Origin of the sequence: Pseudomonas sp. RGM 3321, assembly GCF_022836805.1 — a bacterium.
Lineage (GTDB): Bacteria > Pseudomonadota > Gammaproteobacteria > Pseudomonadales > Pseudomonadaceae > Aquipseudomonas.
Genome location: NZ_JALHBH010000117.1, coordinates 225597 through 243690, shown reverse-complemented (window position 1 = coordinate 243690; position 18094 = coordinate 225597). Strand labels below are relative to the sequence as shown.

15 protein-coding genes and 2 pseudogenes are annotated in these 18094 nt (G+C 60.3%); 8 read left to right on the top strand and 9 right to left on the bottom strand.

Going from position 1 to position 18094, the window contains the following annotated elements; translation table 11 throughout:
• Positions 1 to 2 precede the first annotated feature (2 nt).
• Positions 3 to 1010 carry a cytochrome d ubiquinol oxidase subunit II gene (cydB, locus tag RGM3321_RS21340; RefSeq protein WP_244394715.1) on the top strand — a complete coding sequence of 336 codons (1008 nt, stop codon included), beginning with the start codon at positions 3 to 5 and terminating at the stop codon, positions 1008 to 1010.
• A gap of 21 nt (positions 1011 to 1031) precedes the next feature.
• A complete protein-coding gene (locus RGM3321_RS21335; protein ID WP_002555239.1) occupies positions 1032 to 1199 on the top strand; it encodes a DUF2474 domain-containing protein in 168 nt (55 codons plus the stop codon).
• Between the two features lie 85 nt (positions 1200 to 1284).
• Here RGM3321_RS21335 and RGM3321_RS21330 read toward each other — a convergent pair whose 3' ends face one another.
• Together RGM3321_RS21330 and RGM3321_RS21325 are read right to left on the bottom strand one after the other, a co-directional pair.
• On the bottom strand, positions 1285 to 2409 hold the full coding sequence (locus RGM3321_RS21330; RefSeq protein WP_244394714.1) for a class I SAM-dependent methyltransferase: 1125 nt from the start codon (positions 2407 to 2409) through the stop codon (positions 1285 to 1287).
• A 130-nt stretch (positions 2410 to 2539) separates the two neighbouring features.
• Positions 2540 to 2773 carry a helix-turn-helix transcriptional regulator gene (locus RGM3321_RS21325; RefSeq protein WP_244394713.1) on the bottom strand — a complete coding sequence of 78 codons (234 nt, stop codon included), beginning with the start codon at positions 2771 to 2773 and terminating at the stop codon, positions 2540 to 2542.
• Positions 2774 to 3109: 336 nt separating this feature from the next.
• Between RGM3321_RS21325 and RGM3321_RS21320 the strand changes: the two genes are divergently transcribed.
• On the top strand, positions 3110 to 3886 hold the full coding sequence (locus RGM3321_RS21320; RefSeq protein ID WP_244394712.1) for a ferredoxin--NADP reductase: 777 nt from the start codon (positions 3110 to 3112) through the stop codon (positions 3884 to 3886).
• Between the two features lie 417 nt (positions 3887 to 4303).
• Here the strand turns inward: RGM3321_RS21320 and mscL are convergent, their stop codons facing one another.
• A complete protein-coding gene (gene mscL, locus RGM3321_RS21315) occupies positions 4304 to 4750 on the bottom strand; it encodes a large-conductance mechanosensitive channel protein MscL (protein WP_244394711.1) in 447 nt (148 codons plus the stop codon).
• A gap of 194 nt (positions 4751 to 4944) precedes the next feature.
• Between mscL and radA the strand changes: the two genes are divergently transcribed.
• Complete coding sequence (gene radA / locus RGM3321_RS21310; RefSeq protein WP_244394710.1) at positions 4945 to 6312, top strand: DNA repair protein RadA; 1368 nt, start codon at positions 4945 to 4947, stop codon at positions 6310 to 6312.
• A gap of 14 nt (positions 6313 to 6326) precedes the next feature.
• Here radA and RGM3321_RS21305 read toward each other — a convergent pair whose 3' ends face one another.
• Positions 6327 to 6701 (bottom strand): PilZ domain-containing protein, encoded by a 375-nt coding sequence (locus RGM3321_RS21305; protein WP_244394709.1) that lies wholly within the window; start codon positions 6699 to 6701, stop codon positions 6327 to 6329.
• Positions 6702 to 6985: 284 nt separating this feature from the next.
• Here RGM3321_RS21305 and RGM3321_RS21300 point away from each other — a divergent pair, with 284 nt between their 5' ends.
• The 3 genes from RGM3321_RS21300 (at position 6986) to yjiA (ending at position 10359) form a co-directional block, all read left to right on the top strand.
• Entirely contained in the window at positions 6986 to 9061 is a 2076-nt protein-coding gene (locus RGM3321_RS21300) for a carbon starvation CstA family protein (RefSeq protein ID WP_244394708.1), read from the top strand.
• Between the two features lie 27 nt (positions 9062 to 9088).
• On the top strand, positions 9089 to 9286 hold the full coding sequence (locus RGM3321_RS21295; protein WP_003399964.1) for a YbdD/YjiX family protein: 198 nt from the start codon (positions 9089 to 9091) through the stop codon (positions 9284 to 9286).
• Positions 9287 to 9381: 95 nt separating this feature from the next.
• Positions 9382 to 10359, top strand: coding sequence for a GTPase (gene yjiA / locus RGM3321_RS21290; RefSeq protein WP_244394707.1), 978 nt, complete (start codon positions 9382 to 9384; stop codon positions 10357 to 10359).
• Positions 10360 to 10464: 105 nt separating this feature from the next.
• On the opposite strand, the gene glyA is transcribed toward yjiA, so the two are convergent.
• Positions 10465 to 11718 (bottom strand): serine hydroxymethyltransferase, encoded by a 1254-nt coding sequence (gene glyA, locus RGM3321_RS21285; RefSeq protein WP_244394706.1) that lies wholly within the window; start codon positions 11716 to 11718, stop codon positions 10465 to 10467.
• Between the two features lie 341 nt (positions 11719 to 12059).
• Between glyA and RGM3321_RS21280 the strand changes: the two genes are divergently transcribed.
• The gene (locus RGM3321_RS21280; RefSeq protein ID WP_244394705.1) at positions 12060 to 14798 is read left to right on the top strand and encodes a HopW family type III effector protein; all 2739 of its coding nucleotides are present in this window, start codon (positions 12060 to 12062) and stop codon (positions 14796 to 14798) included.
• A gap of 69 nt (positions 14799 to 14867) precedes the next feature.
• Here the strand turns inward: RGM3321_RS21280 and RGM3321_RS21275 are convergent.
• From RGM3321_RS21275 to RGM3321_RS21260, 4 genes and pseudogenes are all read right to left on the bottom strand, one after another.
• Positions 14868 to 16319: pseudogene (locus tag RGM3321_RS21275) on the bottom strand (amidase).
• A 47-nt stretch (positions 16320 to 16366) separates the two neighbouring features.
• Positions 16367 to 17260: pseudogene (locus RGM3321_RS21270) on the bottom strand (transporter).
• 62 nt (positions 17261 to 17322) lie between these two features.
• The gene (locus RGM3321_RS21265; RefSeq protein WP_244394704.1) at positions 17323 to 17892 is read right to left on the bottom strand and encodes a hypothetical protein; all 570 of its coding nucleotides are present in this window, start codon (positions 17890 to 17892) and stop codon (positions 17323 to 17325) included.
• On the bottom strand, positions 17849 to 18037 hold the full coding sequence (locus RGM3321_RS21260) for a hypothetical protein (protein ID WP_244394703.1): 189 nt from the start codon (positions 18035 to 18037) through the stop codon (positions 17849 to 17851). The genes RGM3321_RS21265 and RGM3321_RS21260 overlap by 44 nt, the downstream gene beginning before the upstream one ends.
• Positions 18038 to 18094: the final 57 nt, after the last annotated feature.

The following is an 18094-nucleotide window of genomic DNA, read 5'->3' as shown; positions in this document are numbered from 1 at the left end:
CCATGGGTATCGATCTTCCGCTGATCTGGGCCATCATCATCGTCTTCGGCATCATGATGTACGTGGTGATGGATGGCTTCGATCTGGGCATCGGGATTCTCTTCCCGTTCATGAAAGACAGTTCCGACCGTGATGTGATGATGAATACCGTCGCGCCGGTCTGGGACGGCAACGAGACCTGGCTGGTGCTGGGCGGTGCGGCACTGTTCGGTGCATTCCCGCTGGCCTACTCGGTGGTCTTGTCTGCGCTGTATCTGCCATTGATGTTCATGCTCATGGGCCTGATCTTTCGCGGCGTGGCGTTCGAGTTTCGCTTCAAGGCGACCGAACAGAAACGCCACCTCTGGGACAAGGCGTTCATTGGCGGTTCACTGGCTGCAACCTTCTTTCAGGGCGTTGCGCTGGGTGCCTACATTGAAGGCATTCCGGTGGTCAATCGCCAGTTCGCAGGCGGTTCACTGGACTGGCTCGCGCCGTTTCCGATGTTCTGCGGCCTGGCCCTGATCGTCGCCTATGCGCTGCTGGGCTGTACCTGGCTGATCATGAAAACCGAAGGTTCGCTGCAGAAAGCGATGCATGATTTGGCCCGCCCTCTGGCACTGGCCGTGCTCGCGGTCATGGCGGTGGTCAGCCTGTGGACGCCGCTGGCCCATGCGGACATTGCCCATCGCTGGTTCAGCATGCCCAATCTGCTGTGGTTCATGCCTGTGCCGGTTCTGGTGCTGGTGACCATGTACGGTCTGTTCAAGGCAGTCGCCCGCAATGCCCACTACACGCCGTTCCTGCTGACCCTGTTGCTGATATTTCTGGGTTACAGCGGGCTGGGCATCAGCCTGTGGCCAAACATCATTCCGCCTTCGGTAACGATCTGGGCAGCCGCCGCGCCGCCGCAGAGCCAGGGCTTCATGCTGGTCGGCACGCTGTTCATCATTCCGTTCATCCTGGGCTACACCTTCTGGAGCTACTACGTATTCCGCGGCAAGGTGACGGCTGCAGACGGTTATCACTAGTTCGAACCGAGGAGATTGACGATGTCTGGTAAAAATTCCATGCACGATCCTGATCCGGCACTGAGCAAACCGCTCTGGCAACGACTGGCCTGGTTGGTCGGAATCTGGGCGGGCAGCGTGTTTGCGTTGTTCATCGTAGCCAGCCTGATGCGCATGTTCATGAGCGCAGCGGGCCTGACGACACACTGATTCCTAATTCCCGTTCGTGTCTGCGGACACGTTTTGCGATCCTCTTGCCACCCGCTGGCAAGAGGGTCTTTTTTTGCGCGGTGGATTACTTGCGTGCTTTCAGAATCACGAATTTCGGCGTGGCCGCCACTTGCTCGACGCCGCGGAACAGGCGCGACAGCTTGGTGTGATACCCCAAGTGACGATTGCCGACGATATACAGCGCGCCGCCGGTCACCAGTGCGGCACGCGCCTGGAGGAACATGCGCCAGGCAAGAAAATCTCCCACCACCTGTTGCTGATGGAAGGGTGGGTTGCACAGCACCACATCCAGCGAGTCGGTTTCCTGAGTGTCCAGCCCGTCGGCTGCCCGAACTTCCACCGCACGTTCGCCCAGCGTTGCGCGCCAGTTCTCGATTGCCGATTGCACGGCCATGAACGACTCGTCGACCAGCGTGTAGTGCGCCTGCGGGTTGTCCAGCGCGCTGGCAATGGCCAGCACGCCGTTGCCGCATCCCAGGTCGGCGACCCTTGCGGTGCCTAGGTTTTTCGGCAGATAAGGCAGGAATGCCCGGGTACCGATGTCCAGCCCGTCGCGGCAAAATACATTGGCGTGGTTGAGCAGTTCGATGGCCGGCTCGTCCAGAAGGTATCGCGTCGGGTAGGGCGAAGTCCGCACTTCCATGGGCTGTGGCGTAGCGAACAGCAGCCGGGCTTTTTTCACCGCCAGTGAGGCCTGCACCGGCCCTACGTACTCCTCCAGCAGGTCGCCTGCCGAACGTGGCAAATGCTTGACCATTGCCGCGGCGATAACCCGAGCACCGGGGGCCAGTTGGCCTTGAAGGCGTATAAGTTGCTCTTCGAGCAGCGCCAGGGTCTTCGGCACCCGGATCAGCACCCAGTCGAACGGCCCGCTCAGGGGCTCGCTGGCGGGAACGTGCGGTACGGCGTCATAGCTCATGCCATTGCGTGCCAGGTTCTTTTCCAGGCCTTGTGCAGCCAGGAAAGAGTCCGTGCTACTGACCACTGTGGCATGAGACGCCAGACTCGCCGCCAGCGCGCCAAAACTGTCATTGAGCACCAGCACCCGGCTTTGCAGGCTCAGCCCGGTTTCTGCAACATGATTGAGCAGGTACTCGTCAGCAGCATCGAATGCCTGCAGCGGCTCATCCTGTTGCTCGGGTTGGCGAATGAGATCAAGTTCAGCGAAAGGACTGATGAGCAGGGGCATTGGCGGGGGAACTCTGTGCAATCGAAAGTGTGCCAGTGAGCCCGAAGACAGGTGGGCTCGCCGAGGCAGACGATTTTACGTATTTTTTCGTTTTGATACCTGTTTGATTGCGGCTCGGCTGCCGGCTTTATCAGAACATCCCGCTCAGTGCGGCCTGTACGGCAGCAGCCGTCTTGTTGCAAACGCCCATTTTCTGAATGGCGCTGGCAATGTGAAAGTGGATGGTGCGCTCCTTCACGCAGAGAATCATTGCGATATCGCCAGCTGTCTTGCCTTCGGCGGACCACTTGAGGACTTCAATTTCTCTCTGAGTCAGGTTTTTTGCTGGCGAGGGCTGTGAAAATTTTATTTCCATTGTGCTCATGTAGCCTCCTTGCAGTACGTGTCCAGACCTTGCTGTTCGTTTATCCAGTCTAGGAACAAAAACACCGCAAACTGCGCCTGCGTGCATTACCCGGACGGATGGGCTGATGGCACTTGGCAGCGTGTTATCGGCCTTTTGGCTGGAACCCCCGTGCAAGAGAGGTCGCGGCAATTTGCCCTGTAGTGGTTCGGTCGGGCATTGGCTGACTCAAGAACCAAATACTCTAAGCCGCAGGGCCGCTGACCGGGTAATTCACCACAAACAGCCGGTGTTTATCGGGCCCGCTTTGCGGGACACTGGGTTCTGCTTTTCATATTCAGGAGTTCAAAGCACACCATGACCGTCAGTGACGACAAATTCACCCGACAGACACTGCAGCGTGTCACGCCGCTGACCAGCAACCTGTTCACCCTGCGCACCACGCGCGATCCCGGTTTTCGCTTTCGGGCAGGACAGTTTGCGCGCCTCGGTGTGACCAAGGCCGACGGCACCACGGTATGGCGTGCCTACTCGATGGTGTCTTCACCCCACGACGAGTTTCTGGAGTTTTTTTCCATCGTGGTGCCGGATGGCGAATTCACCAGCGAACTGAGTCGTCTGCGCGAAGGCGACGAATTGATGGTGGAAAAACTGGCGTTTGGTTATCTGACCCTGGACCGTTTTGTCGATGGACGCGACCTCTGGCTGTTATCCACAGGTACAGGTGTCGCGCCGTTTCTGTCGATCCTTCAGGATTTCGAGGTCTGGGAGAAGTTCGAACGGGTGATTCTGGTGTACAGCGTTCGTGAGTCCCGCGAACTGGCCTATCAGCAGTTGATTGGTGAACTGATGCAGCGTGAATATCTGGCTGAATACGCGGACAAGTTCCTGTTTCTACCGACTGTGACCCGCGAGCAGCATCCGGGCGCACTGAATGGCCGCATTACGCAGTTGATTGAAAACGGAGAGCTCGAGCGCGCGGCAGGCATCGCAATGACACCTGAGCATTCTCGGGTGATGCTGTGTGGCAACCCGCAGATGATCGACGACACACGCGCAGTGCTCAAACAGCGCGACATGCGCCTGAGCCTGTCACGCAAGCCGGGGCAGGTTGCGGTGGAGACGTATTGGTAAGTGGGGAAGGCAGAACGCTCTGCATGACTATCGTGCCAATGCTCCGCGTTGGCATGCAGTTCGTGACGCTCTGCGTCACACCGCGGTTCTTCGACATCAGGTGAATTGGTGCCCGACTCAGGTCACCTTTTCGCCCCTCGGCGAGTGACTTTGACGGGGCAAAGTAACCAAACCCCCTCGCTCCTGTTTCCGGCCCGACTTCGTCGGGTTCCTTCGCCCTGTCACTGATCCGGGGGTCGCCGCAACGGACCATCCATGGTCCGGTGCGGCTAGCCTGGCGTCCTGCCAGGCTACCCCCGGATCAGCGCCAGGACTCAGCCGTCACTAAGGTCGCACTCTGCGTCGTCTGTGCCATCGCGGTTGAAAAGCACTGCGTGGGGACGAGATAGACATCTCCTACGCACTCCGGACGTCAAATCAAAGCGGACGCGTAGGGTCGACAGTGACTGGCGCTGCCGGTTTGCTCTGTTCCTTGAGCAGGTCACGAATCTCGCTCAGCAACACTTCCTGCTTGGAAGGCGTTGGTGGCAGGGTCGGTGCCTTGGCTTCTTCGCGCTTGAGGCGGTTGATAGCCTTGACGCCCATGAAGATCGCGAACGCGACGATAATGAAGTCGATAACGGTCTGGATGAACTTGCCATAAGCCAGCAGCACGGCAGGTGCCGTACCTTGCGCGGGGCGCAGGGTGATGGCCAGGTCACTGAAGTCCACGCCGCCGATCAGCAAGCCTAACGGAGGCATGATCACGTCGCCGACGAACGACGAAACGATTTTGCCGAATGCCGCGCCAATGATGATACCGACGGCCATATCGACCACGTTACCTTTGACCGCGAAGGCCTTGAACTCGCTAAGTACGCTCATGGGTAATTCCTTGTTACAGATAAAAGTGATCCGGGAGAGTGTAGTCCAGCCTTACAGTTGCCGTCCGTTCTACGTTCAATCGACCGAAGCGGTCTGTGTAAGTTTTATCCGGTTTTGAAAGTCATGGTTCGCTGCGCAGGTAGCTGCCGGCTCAACCTGCGCTATCATGGGCGTTTTTTACGACTGGGGTTGTCATGGCCAAGGCCAAACGCTTGTACGGCTGCACCGAGTGCGGCGCGACATTTCCCAAGTGGGCGGGCCAGTGCAGCGAATGCGGTGCCTGGAACACTCTGGTCGAAACCATGATTGAGAGTGGCGCTGCTGCGCCGCCCACCGGGCGCACCGGCTGGACCGGTTCACAGGCGCAGATCAAAACCCTGGCAGAAGTCAGTGTCGAAGAGATCCCGCGCTTCTCCACCAATTCCACCGAGCTCGACCGGGTGCTGGGCGGCGGGCTGGTTGACGGCTCGGTGGTGCTGATTGGCGGCGACCCCGGCATCGGCAAGTCGACGATTCTGTTGCAGACGCTGTGCAATATCGCCCAGCGCATGCCCGCGTTGTATGTCACCGGCGAGGAATCCCAGCAGCAGGTGGCCATGCGTGCACGACGTTTGGGGCTGCCGCAGGACAAGCTGCGCGTCATGACTGAAACCTGTATCGAGACGATCATTGCCACGGCAAAGGTCGAGAAGCCCAAGGTCATGGTGATCGATTCGATCCAGACGATCTTCACCGAACAGTTGCAGTCCGCGCCGGGCGGCGTGTCGCAGGTTCGTGAAAGCGCGGCCTTGCTGGTGCGCTACGCCAAACAGAGCGGCACGGCGATCTTTCTGGTCGGTCACGTCACGAAAGAGGGTGCGCTGGCCGGTCCGCGTGTGCTTGAGCACATGGTCGACACCGTATTGTATTTCGAGGGCGAGTCGGATGGCCGTCTGCGTCTGCTGCGGGCGGTGAAGAACCGCTTCGGCGCGGTGAACGAGCTGGGCGTGTTCGGCATGACCGACAAGGGCCTGAAAGAAGTCTCCAACCCGTCGGCGATTTTCCTCACCCGTGCTCAGGAAGAAGTGCCGGGCAGTGTAGTCATGGCCACCTGGGAAGGCACGCGGCCGATGCTGGTGGAGGTTCAGGCGCTGGTGGACGACAGCCACATGTCCAACCCGCGTCGTGTAACGCTGGGTCTGGACCAGAATCGTCTGGCCATGCTACTGGCGGTCCTGCATCGACACGGCGGTATTCCGACTCACGATCAGGACGTGTTTCTCAACGTAGTAGGCGGGGTGAAAGTGCTCGAAACCGCATCCGACCTGGCCTTGATGGCGGCGGTGATGTCCAGCCTGCGCAATCGTCCGCTGCCGCACGACTTGCTGGTGTTTGGCGAAGTGGGGTTGTCGGGCGAGGTCAGGCCGGTGCCCAGCGGCCAGGAGCGCCTCAAGGAAGCCGCCAAGCATGGCTTCAAGCGGGCCATCGTACCTAAAGGCAATGCGCCGAAGGAAGCACCGCCCGGTTTGCAGATCATTGCCGTCACGCGTCTGGAGCAGGCACTGGATGCGTTGTTCGAGTAACCTCGTCCTGAGGATTATCCGTGCAGTTCGATCAAGGCTGCCAGTTCCCGATCCAGTTCCTCTGTGTCTCCGAGGTTCAATTCGACCAGCCGCTTCAGGTGGCTGATTGACTCCAGCCCTATGTGCAGGCAAACGAATCCTAATTGCCGGTTGTTGTCATGGGTGACTTTGACATCCATTTTCACATGGGCGTCGTTGCTTAGAATGATGTCGACTTCAAAGAGCTGCGCCTGATCACCGCTCCACGGATCAGGCCGTTCGATCAGCAACCCTTTCAGGGACAGGTCGACCAGTTGAACCTTCCAGGTCTGATCGCCTTGCTTCAAATCGGTTTTGGCATCAAAGGCAATGCGTTTGAAACGACGGCGATCTTCGGGTGAGTCGGTCATCGAATGAACTCTCTTGTTGACCGCCACCGTAGGTCAGCCGGCAGGTCGTTATCTGATCAATTCTGTTGTTCCTGCACGATAGACCTGAAAGCCATTCCAGAACAGTTCCGCATCACTGTTTTGTGATCCGGCAACCATCTGTCGAGTCCATTCCAGCCCTCTATGCCGGGTATCTGCCGCAATTGATCAAATTTCGCTCTAGACCATGGTTGGGGGTGGTCTTTCGCTGATCCGGCGCTAAACTCGCACTGCTTGCCTTCTAGTCAAATCTGCTGGAATAAAAAATGAAAAATAATAATAGTCTGATGCGCCATGTTCCCTGGCTCATCGTCGCAATTGTCGGGGCATGTGCCCTTGGGGTCGTGGCCTTGCGTCGCGGAGAAGCGATCAACGCTTTGTGGATAGTGGTCGCTGCGGTGGCTATCTATCTGGTTGCCTATCGTTACTACAGTCTGTTCATCGCCACCCATGTCATGCAGCTCGATCCGCTGCGCGCGACACCGGCGGTGGTCAACAACGATGGTCTGGACTACGTGCCGACCAACAAACACATCCTTTTCGGTCACCACTTTGCTGCCATCGCTGGTGCAGGCCCGCTGGTCGGCCCGGTACTGGCCGCGCAAATGGGTTATCTGCCCGGTACGCTCTGGCTGATCGCCGGCGTGGTGCTGGCCGGTGCGGTACAGGATTTCATGATCCTGTTTCTCTCCACGCGCCGTGACGGTCGCTCGCTGGGCGACATGGTTCGCGAAGAAATGGGCCGTATCCCCGGCACCATCGCCCTGTTCGGCTGTTTCCTGATCATGATCATCATCCTGGCGGTGCTGGCGCTGATCGTGGTCAAGGCCCTGGCCGAGAGCCCGTGGGGCATGTTCACGGTCATGGCGACGATCCCGATCGCGATGTTCATGGGCATCTACATGCGCTACATCCGTCCGGGCCGTATTGGTGAAATCTCCATCGTAGGCGTCATTCTGTTGCTCGGTTCGATCTGGGTCGGCGGGATGGTAGCGGCGGATCCGACCTGGGGGCCGATGTTCACGTTCACCGGTGTGCAGATCACCTGGATGCTGGTCGGTTACGGTTTTGTAGCGGCCATGCTGCCGGTCTGGCTGCTGCTTGCGCCCCGTGACTACCTGTCGACCTTCCTGAAAATCGGCACCATTCTGGCACTTGCAATCGGCATCCTGATTCTGGCGCCCGAGCTGAAAATGCCCGCCCTGACCCAGTTCACCAACGGCACAGGCCCGGTCTGGAAGGGCGCACTGTTCCCGTTCCTGTTCATCACTATCGCTTGCGGTGCGGTATCGGGTTTCCACGCGCTGATCTCTTCGGGCACCACGCCCAAGCTGCTGGATAACGAAAAGAACGCTCGTTACATCGGTTACGGCGGCATGTTGATGGAGTCGTTTGTGGCCATCATGGCAATGGTTGCTGCCTCGGTGATCGAGCCAGGCGTGTACTTCGCCATGAACAGCCCGGCTGCGGTGGTTGGCAGTGACGTGGTGACTGTCGCGCAGACTGTCTCCAGCTGGGGCTTTGCCATCACACCGGAGCAATTGACTGCTGTTGCAAAAGACATTGGTGAAAACACTGTGCTGGCGCGTGCCGGTGGTGCGCCGACGCTGGCGGTCGGTATCGCGCAGATCCTTCATCAGGTGTTGCCGGGTGAAAACACCATGGCGTTCTGGTACCACTTCGCGATTCTGTTCGAGGCACTGTTTATTCTGACCGCAGTCGACGCCGGTACACGAGCCGGACGCTTCATGCTGCAGGATCTGCTGGGCAGTTTCGTTCCAGCCCTGAAACGCACCGAGTCGTGGACGGCCAACGCCATCGGCACCGGCGGTTGCGTGGCGCTGTGGGGCTATCTGCTGTATCAAGGCGTAATCGACCCGCTGGGCGGCATCAATACCCTGTGGCCGCTGTTCGGCATCTCTAACCAGATGCTCGCCGGTATCGCGCTGATGCTGGCCAGCGTAGTGCTGATCAAAATGAAGCGTCAGCGCTATGTGTGGGTGACCATGCTGCCTGCCACCTGGCTGCTGATCTGCACCGTGACCGCTGGCCTGATCAAGCTGTTCGACGCCAATCCTGCGGTGGGCTTCCTGGCCCTGGCCAAGAAGTACAGCGCGGCGGCAGATGCTGGCCAGATTCTGGCCCCGGCCAAAACCATGGACCAGATGCAGCATGTGATCTTCAACGCTTACACCAATGCCGGGCTGACCGTACTGTTCCTGTTTGTGGTGTTCAGCATCCTGTTCTACGCCATTAAAGTGGGCCGCGCGGCCTGGACGACCAAGGAGCGCACCGACAAGGAAGCGCCGTTCCAGGCCATGCCGCCAGCGTCGCAGGTGTGACGATGGCTACCCACAGAGGAATTGCCCATGTTCAATGACCTGAGTCGCCTCGGCAAATACCTCGGTCAGGCCGCGCGCCTGATGGTGGGCATGCCGGACTACGACACCTACGTCGAACACATGCAGAACACCCACCCGGACAAGCCGATGATGACCTACGAGCAGTTCTTCCGGGAACGGCAAGAGGCACGGTACGGCGGCAAGGCCGGTCCGAAGTGCTGTTGATCCGCTGATTTGCGTTATGGTTTGATCCGACGCGCCGCAGGCCATCACCTGTGGCGCGTTTTCATTTCAGCTGAATGCCTCACGCCAGGAGCCTTATGACTGAGTTGCAACCCATCCCCGTGACCGTGCTGACCGGTTTTCTGGGCGCCGGCAAGACCACTTTGCTGCGCCACCTGCTCAAAGCCGAGCACGGCCTGAAAATCGCCGTGATCGAAAATGAATTCAGCGATGCAGGTATCGACAGCCAGTTGCTGGGCACCGACCCAGTACAGATCATGACCCTGTCCAATGGCTGCGTGTGCTGCACCATCCACACCGACCTGACCAAAGCGCTCTACCTGTTACTGGAGCGCCTGGACAGTGGCGAAATCGCCTTCGACCGACTGGTGATCGAGTGCACCGGGCTGGCCGATCCCGCACCCGTCGCGCAGACCTTCTTCATCGATGAAGAGCTGCGCGAGCGTTATATCCTTGACGGCATCATCACCCTGGTCGACGCCGCGCACGCCGATACCCACCTGGCGCAAACCATCGCTCAGGCGCAGATCGGCTTTGCCGACCGGTTGCTGGTGAGCAAGCGTGATCTGGTCGACGACGCAGCCTTCGATGCCCTTAGCGCACGGCTGACCCGCATCAACCGCCGTGCCCCGATCCGCATCGTCGAATATGGCAACATCGACCTTGCCGAACTGCTCGATGTGCGCGGCTTCAACCTCAACGCCGACCTCGGCGGCGGCATGACCCTACGCCCGGTGGCGCCGGCCGGCAATTCCGCTGACCGCATCAGCAGCCTGGTCCTGCGCAGCGACAAACCACTGAATCTGGACCGCCTCAGCGAGTTCATGAATGAACTGCTCGAAGACCACGGCAAACAACTGCTGCGCTACAAGGGCGTGCTCAACATCGAAGACGAACCACGCAAGATGGTGTTTCAGGGCGTGCTCAAGCTCTACGGCTTCGACTGGGACACCGAGTGGGCCGAAGGCGAAAAGCGCGAGAGCGTGATTGTGTTCATTGCCGATGAATTGCCGGAGGAGAAGATTCGGGCGGGGTTCGAGAAGGTATGCGGTTGAGAGGTCGTTCAGCGGCCAGGCATCTGCCCACACAATGAGTTGCCCAACAAAAAGCCCCGGCTCTCACGAGTCGGGGCTTTTGGTACTGCGTTTAAGCCAGGCTTATCAAGCGCCGTAAACCGGCAGCTTGGCGCAGATGGCTTTGACCTTCTCGCGAACCGCGTCGATCACGGCTTCGTTGTTCAGATCAGCCAGGATGTCGCAGATCCAGCCGGCCAGTTCCTTGCACTCAGCTTCCTTGAAGCCGCGAGTGGTCACTGCCGGGGTGCCGAAGCGCAGGCCGGAGGTGACGAACGGGGAGCGTGGGTCGTTCGGTACGGAGTTCTTGTTGACGGTGATGAAGGCGCGACCCAGAGCGGCGTCGGCGTCTTTACCGGAGATGTCCTGTTTGATCAGCGACAGCAGGAACAGGTGGTTCTCGGTACCGCCGGACACGACGTCGAAGCCACGCTCGATGAACACGCCGGCCATGGCCTTGGCGTTCTTCACCACTTGCTGCTGGTAGGTCTTGAACTCAGGCTGCAGCGCTTCCTTGAAGCACACGGCCTTGGCCGCGATGACGTGCTCCAGCGGGCCGCCCTGGGAGCCAGGGAATACCGCGGAGTTCAGCTTCTTCTCGATCTCGGCGTTGGCGCGCGCCAGGATCAGGCCGCCACGTGGACCGCGCAGGGTCTTGTGCGTGGTGGTGGTCACGACGTCGGCGAATGGCACCGGGTTCGGGTAGACGCCTGCGGCGACCAGACCGGCGACGTGCGCCATGTCGACGAACAGGTAGGCACCGACCTTGTCAGCGATGGCGCGGAAGCGCGGGAAGTCGAGGATCTGCGAGTAGGCAGAGAAACCGGCGACGATCATTTTTGGCTTGTGCTCGACGGCCAGGCGTTCGACTTCGTCGTAGTCGATCATGCCGTTGGCATCGATGCCGTACTGAACGGCGTTGTACAGTTTGCCCGAGGACGAAACGCTGGCACCGTGGGTCAGGTGACCACCGTGAGCCAGGCTCATGCCCAGAATGGTGTCGCCGCCTTGCAGCAGGGCCAGGTAGACCGCCGAGTTGGCTTGCGAACCGGCGTGTGGCTGGACGTTGGCGTAATCAGCGCCGAACAGTTCCTTGGCGCGGTCGATGGCCAGTTGCTCGACAACGTCGACGTATTCGCAACCACCGTAGTAGCGCTTGCCTGGATAGCCTTCGGCGTACTTGTTGGTCAGGGCCGAGCCCTGAGCTTCCATGACGGCCGGACTGGTGTAGTTTTCCGAGGCAATCAGCTCGATGTGTTCTTCCTGACGCAGAGCTTCTTGCTCCATGGCGGCAAACAGATCGGCGTCGTACTTGGCGATAGTCAAATCACGGCTGAACATGGCAGTCCTCAAGGGGGCATGGCGGAAAAGGCGGCTATTCTACCCCATCGGGTTTTATCTGGCATATGAAAGGCAGTCATCTTGAACAGTGACGGCGCTCACGCGGGTTTCTACGAGGGCCGAATCATGGCCGTGCTGCAGGCGCAAGGCTTGTTCTGAGTGGGGCCCGGCCGCATGAGATGGTCAAGATCAATTTAGTCATCGGCGGCGTGAACCGGGCACATCCACTCGAAATTTCAGTGATCACGCATCGATTTGCCCTCAATTAACGGAACCGTTCCGGGCCGGACGACACTCAGTCGGTCTGTTGCCCGTACCCACCGACAATAGGGAAAACGCCCATGATGCCCTCCCAGATAACGCGCACCCCTCATTCCTCATTGCCGGACGTTGCTCCTGCGTCCTCCGGTGCCACCGGCGTTTGTGAGCAAACCCCGCAGCAGGCTCGTACCGTGGCGTTTTTTGCCTCCGGCGAGCTGGCTGTGGCATTTGGTCGCACCTCGACCGCGCCAGCGCAGGACTCTGTACGTCTGTTGTCTGCTCTTCAGCGTGAGCTGGATAAACAGCAGCCGTCCTGGCCCACAGTTTCCCAGCTCTGCCACAGCCTGGCCGAGGTCGCCACGACCGAGCAGGGTTGGCACCAACTTGCCGGCGAGGATCAGGCGCCGGCGCTGAAAGACCTGCTTGACCGCTGTATTGGCCGGCTGGCCGATATGCCTGCTTCTCATGCATCTCACGACTCACTGTCGCTGGCCTGCGAGGGGCTCAGGACGGCACGGTTGCACCAATCCATCGCTCGTTTGACTGCCCGGTCGCCCGCCTTGGCCCTGGCGGTTCCGGATCTGCTGGCGTTGACTCATCTGGATCCCGAGACGCTGGGTGCAGAGCCATCTGTTGTTTTGTCTTACACGCTCTTCAGCCATTTCGTGCGCACAGCCAAGCAGCGTACCGCGGAGTTGAATGACAGCCTCCAGCGTCAACCCGAAGCGGTCGTCAGTCTGCTGCGCTCACATGCCGACACGCTCAATGACCTGGAGACGTTGCCCGGCGCATTGCAGACATTGACCGAAAATTGCCAGGACGCGCCAGCCTGCAATGAATTGCGCGAGCTGGCGGAAGTGGCGGGGGCGCTGCTGCAGATATTGCGCGAACACGACATTTTGCCAAGGCTGGAAGCAATCTCCATCGAGCCAGGCGAAGCACCTGCACCTGGCCATGAGGCTGCCGAGCCCCGGCTGACGAGAAGCCAGGCATTGCTCAAGGCCGGCGGCAATCTGGTGCGCAAGTTTGATGCCTACGGGGCGCTCGCGCCGATGGATGACAAGGGGTTGCTGGCCTTGATGCGCACCCCGGCGCCACACCTGTCGCCCGATCAGATGCATGCCTTCCTGAACAGGCATGTGCTGCATCTCACGCAGGAACAACGCGATATCGTCAGCAATACCCCGTTGCCCTTCGCCCCTGAAGGAGACGTTGAGGCCCGGTGCGGCATGGGGTTCGATGAAAAACTGCGGTTGGCGCTGGCCAACGGTTCGCTGGTATTGAGCGAGGAGCAACTGGCCCGTCTTGGTCATTTGCCCAGTGCTGCTACCACGACGTCCGACGTTGTGAAGACGCTGCTGGAAAAACCATCGTCGGCGCTGAGCGAAGCCGAGCGTGACATGTTGGGCGCAATCGTTCAGGCCAACGGCCAGGGTCAACTCGACGCCTGGCGCGCTCACAACGAACAGTTGCCTGCAGTGTTGAGCCGCTCGGGGCTACCCTCTGATGTGAAAGACGAGTTGCTCAGCCTTAACCAAAGCATGAATGCCGAACTGGGCACGCTCAAGAACGGTGCCTCGTTCAAGAGTCGCATCCTTGCAAGTCCGGCGATGCTGCTCGCGCTGGCACCCTTGCCACTGGCCGTGGCGTTCGTCAGCAAGGACAACTCCTACAGCTCATCGCTGGTTGCCCACTTCACCAAGAACGCAGTGTTCATGGCTGGCCTGATGATGAACGAGCTGACCAACGCGCGGACCAATGTCGATCACGGCCTGAACCGCTACTTCGTCACCGTGCTGGCCAACGCCATCGTGGCGCAGCCCACCTTTGCCAGGAACGAACACCTGCTGGAGCAGGTCGGCTTCGGTATCGCAACGGCCGTGGCATCGGGCGCAGCCACGCTGGGCGTATTCAACCGCGAATCGATCGCCGCCGCCTTCAAGCTCGCCAAGAGCAAGCTTTCCAGGCAAGACACCGGAAACGCCAGCATCCCGGAGGAAGACCATCTTGCCGTGGCCAGTCATTTCGACGTCAGCGAGCATTTTGCCCAGCAGATGAAAGTGGCGACCGAATTGTACAAGCAAGACAAAAGCATCACCGACATCATGAACTCGAGCCTGACGTACCTGGGCACCAAGAGCAGCGAGTTCCAGGCCAGGTTCGAAAGCGCCGATGCCCTGCGCGCAGGTCTGCAACTGGCCGAGGGGGAGCGCAAGGCGGACCCTGACTTCTACACCAAGCTGGGCCTGGTGGCCCTGACGGCGAGTATCGGTGCGGCGCTGGTGATGTTGATGAAGAGCATGGTCGGCAAAGCCGATTACGCGGCGGACGGCGTCTGGTGCGTATCGGAGATGCTCAAGCTGGCCATGAACCCTGAAGTCGACATGCAAAAGGCGGTTCAGGTCTTCAAGGAAATCGTCGGCCTGAATCTGGTGATGACAGGGTTTCTGGGCGTCAACAAAGTCTGGAATTTTCTCGACAAGGGGATCAAAGGCTATGCCTCCGGTGCTGCGGTCCTGACCGCAGCCAACCTCACGCTTCCCGGTATGGTTGGAGAAGTGGCTGGCGCAGCAGCCGGCAAAGGCTTGAGCTACCTGACTGACAAAGGCAAGGCGGTGCATCAGGCTGGCAGGGCGGCTGCGTCCTGGGCCGGGAATTACGTCGGCACCTCGCGTCTGGGGAGCGCGGTCGGCACCCTGCAAACGGCAATTCCGGGCAGGATCGCAGGCGGGCAGGTAGTGGCGGGTCTCTACGACCGCTTCCGGTACCTGACCGGGTCGCACCCGACGCCGGCACAGCAAGCGGCTGGCGAGCCATAAGCCTGTAGCCGACAGACCGCCGCCTGCAACGCAGGCGGTGGTCTCGCCACCGCCAATAATCCCGTCGCATCAACCCGCACAAGCGTTTAACGGCGGCCTGCGTGCGGCCCACGGCTGGGCGCGTTCCAGTTGCCCGGCGAGGCTCAGCAAGGTCAGTTCGTCGCCAAACCGCGCGGCGAAGTGAGAGCCCAGCGGCAGCGAATCGGCTGTCCAGTAGAGGGGCACGGACATGGCCGGCTGGCCTGTCGCGTTGAAGATCGCCGTGTAGGGCGAGTAGCTGTGCGAAAGCGCGATGAAGTCCTGCAGAGAACGGCTGTCGTCGTCGAAGGCCAGCTCCCCCAGGCGGCGCGGCGCGCGGTCGAGCGTCGGGGTGAGAACAATGTCGTACTCGTCGAAGAAACCGGCCATCGCCCGGCCCAGTGCATGCATCGATTCGACCGCGGAAATGTAGCGTGTTGCAGGCAGTTGCCCGCGTTCGCGCAGAATCACGCGGGTGCGCCGCTCCAGTTCATCCATGGCCACCGGGAAACTGCGCATTTTGCCCAGCAGATCGAGCTAGCCCTGGGTGTGTGAGCCGATGATGTCGAACGTCGCATCAAGAAATTCAGGTAACTGAACCGGCAACGTCGCCGGGACCACGTAATGCCCGAGCGCTTCCAGCAAGGCCGCAGTGTGTTGCAGTGCGGCCAGGGCTTCCGGTTCGGCGGGCCAGGGTGATATTGCCGAGATCAAGGCGATTTTCAGGCGCCTGGGATCGCGTCCTGCAGCATGTGCAAACGGCGTCGCCGGTATGGGCGCCGCATAGGGAGCCCCCAGGTCACTCCCGGCAGTGGCATCAAGCAGTGCCGCGCTGTCGCCTACCGACAGGGTGATCGCATGAGCGGTGCTCAGGCCTGCCCAGCCCTCGCCGACCATCGGGCCGGACGGCAGCAGGCCGCGCGAGGGCTTGAAGCCGAATACGCCGCAGCAGGAAGCAGGTACGCGAAGCGAGCCGCCGCCGTCGTTGCCATGAGCGAAGGGGATGGCGCGCGCCGCCACCAGAGCGGCGGCACCCCCGCTGGAACCACCCGCGCTGTGCTGCAGATTCCACGGATTGCAGGTCGCGCCGAAGCGTTGCGATTCGGTGCTGTAGGACACGCCGAATTCAGGGGCGGTGGTCGCTCCGATCAGTTGGCAGCCGGCCTGGCGCAGCCGGCTGACGATTTCGCAGTCGATGTCTGAGCGAAACTCGCCCAGCGCATGCGAGCCACTGGTCATCCGTGCTCCGGTCATCGGGGTGAACATGTCTTTCACCAGGGTCGGTACGCCTGCCATGACGCCCTGTCTGACGCTGCTTCCGCTCGCCTGGCTGCGCGCCTGATCGTAAAGCCTTTCGCTGATGGCGTTCGGGCCGGTCTCGACCTGCTCGACCCGCGCGATTGCGGTTTCCAGCAGCTCGCCGGGGCTCACCTCGCCATTGCGTACCAGTGTTGCCAGGCCACGGCCGTCCAGCGTTTTGAATAATTCGTGCAGGTCGTTCATCGATCGTCTCCAGGATTGAAAGCGTGTCGTCGCGGTGCGCACGCCACTTAAAAGCTGATGCCGGTACGCAGCGCCACGGTGTAGCCCTCGGCACGGTTGCGGGCGTCGAACTCCTTGTAGGCGTGCAACCAGATGGGCGGCAGCCCGGCGCCGGGTTTGAAGTAACTCACTGCAGGGCCTGCGGCGAGTACCCGCGCGCGATTGCCGCGGCTCAGCCCCGGCGCGTCGTCGTCCGACAGCTGCCGGTAGTAGTAGCCGCCGATGCCGACGCTCCAGTCGCCAACATGCTGGCCCACTGCAAACTCATGCCGGTACTCAACGCCACTGCGGTAATCGGTGTCGGGGTTACGCGCGCTTATATCGATCTGGAAACTCCAGGAAACCTCGAAGCCGTCGGGTGAAATGTAGGTCGCATTCAACAGCGGAGAGACCGTCCAGTGATGGGTGCCAGGGCTGACCAGACGGTTTTTGTCATAGTCCCCGGTGGGCGCCTGAATCATCAGTTGGGTATTGATGCCCAGCCCCGGCCCGAGCTTCCAGTCCAGGATGATCGGCACCACTTGCAGGTCCGCCTGGCGAAACAGCGCTGCGCTGTCGCTGACTACCCGTTGCCCCCCCGACGTTCACGCCCAGGTCTGCATCCATCTTGAAAAAGATCGGCACCACCGCGAAACCATAGCGGGCCCCTAAAAATGCCTGATCGGTCATTCGCAAGTAGGCGAGGCCGATCGCCAGGACGTTGATCTGGAAGTCGTTGGGGCTGTCATTGCCGTGGCTGTCCTTGATGACATCCGCGTGGTAGTTGCTGATACGCATGCCGACGGTGCCATTGGGGTGGTGGGCGGCATGAAACCTGCGCCAAAGTCAAAAACGCCAGCGGCTGTCGTGGGCGCCGCATTCTCGGTGGCGCACGCAGTGGACGATAACCACAGGATCGCCATGGCGAGCCCTAAAGCGCTGAGAAAGTGGTTTTTTAATGACATCGGTAAGTGCCTTGTTATTTTTATGGGCGAGCACAGCCCTCCCTTGCGGGGTGGCAGTTAATGGAAAAACCCGAGGCCAGCATCGACGCGAACGCAGGCTCCATGGAAAGCAGCACGCCGTAACGATCACTCACCGCCATGGCGGTCTCATCGTAGGCCCCCTGAGTTTCCCGCAGGGTCGTGAGCGTGCGCAGATAACTGGCCTGTTCAGCGGCGATCAGATGCGGCATCAGCCACTCGATCAGGCGTTTGTCCAAGGGCGAAAAGGGTGTGTGGTCGGCCGAGCGAAACAGCGTCAAATGCAAGCCCTGCTGGGTGTGCGGGTCGGTCAGGACTATGCCCAGCGCGAAGCAAAGGTCGTACTGGCGTCCGAGGTCGGCAAGCGCGGGAGGAGCATCCGCTGCCGTGCAGTGAATGACCTGACAGACGCCCTGAGTCTGATGCATTCTGCCGACGCTGGCATCCGAGGTCTTGAGTTGCTCCCACTCGGCGGCGTAACCGGAGGGCAGGCCGAGCAAAAAGGAACTGTGCTCGACGGGCCAGTTGTCACGCCTGGTGGATCTGCCCCACCAGGCCTTGTCGAACTGCACCAGCGCGCGCCCGCTCAAGCGCCTGTTGATGAAACGTAGAGATAGACGCGCTGCTGACCTCGGTCTGAAGCGCGAGAATCACCTTGTTCAAGGCTTCCACGGCCTGACAGGAAACACTGTCCAGGGACGTTGTATCGCTGATCATGCTACCCCCTTGTGTTCTTTGTTATGGGTAGAGCGCTCGCTGTCGTCGACGCTGTGC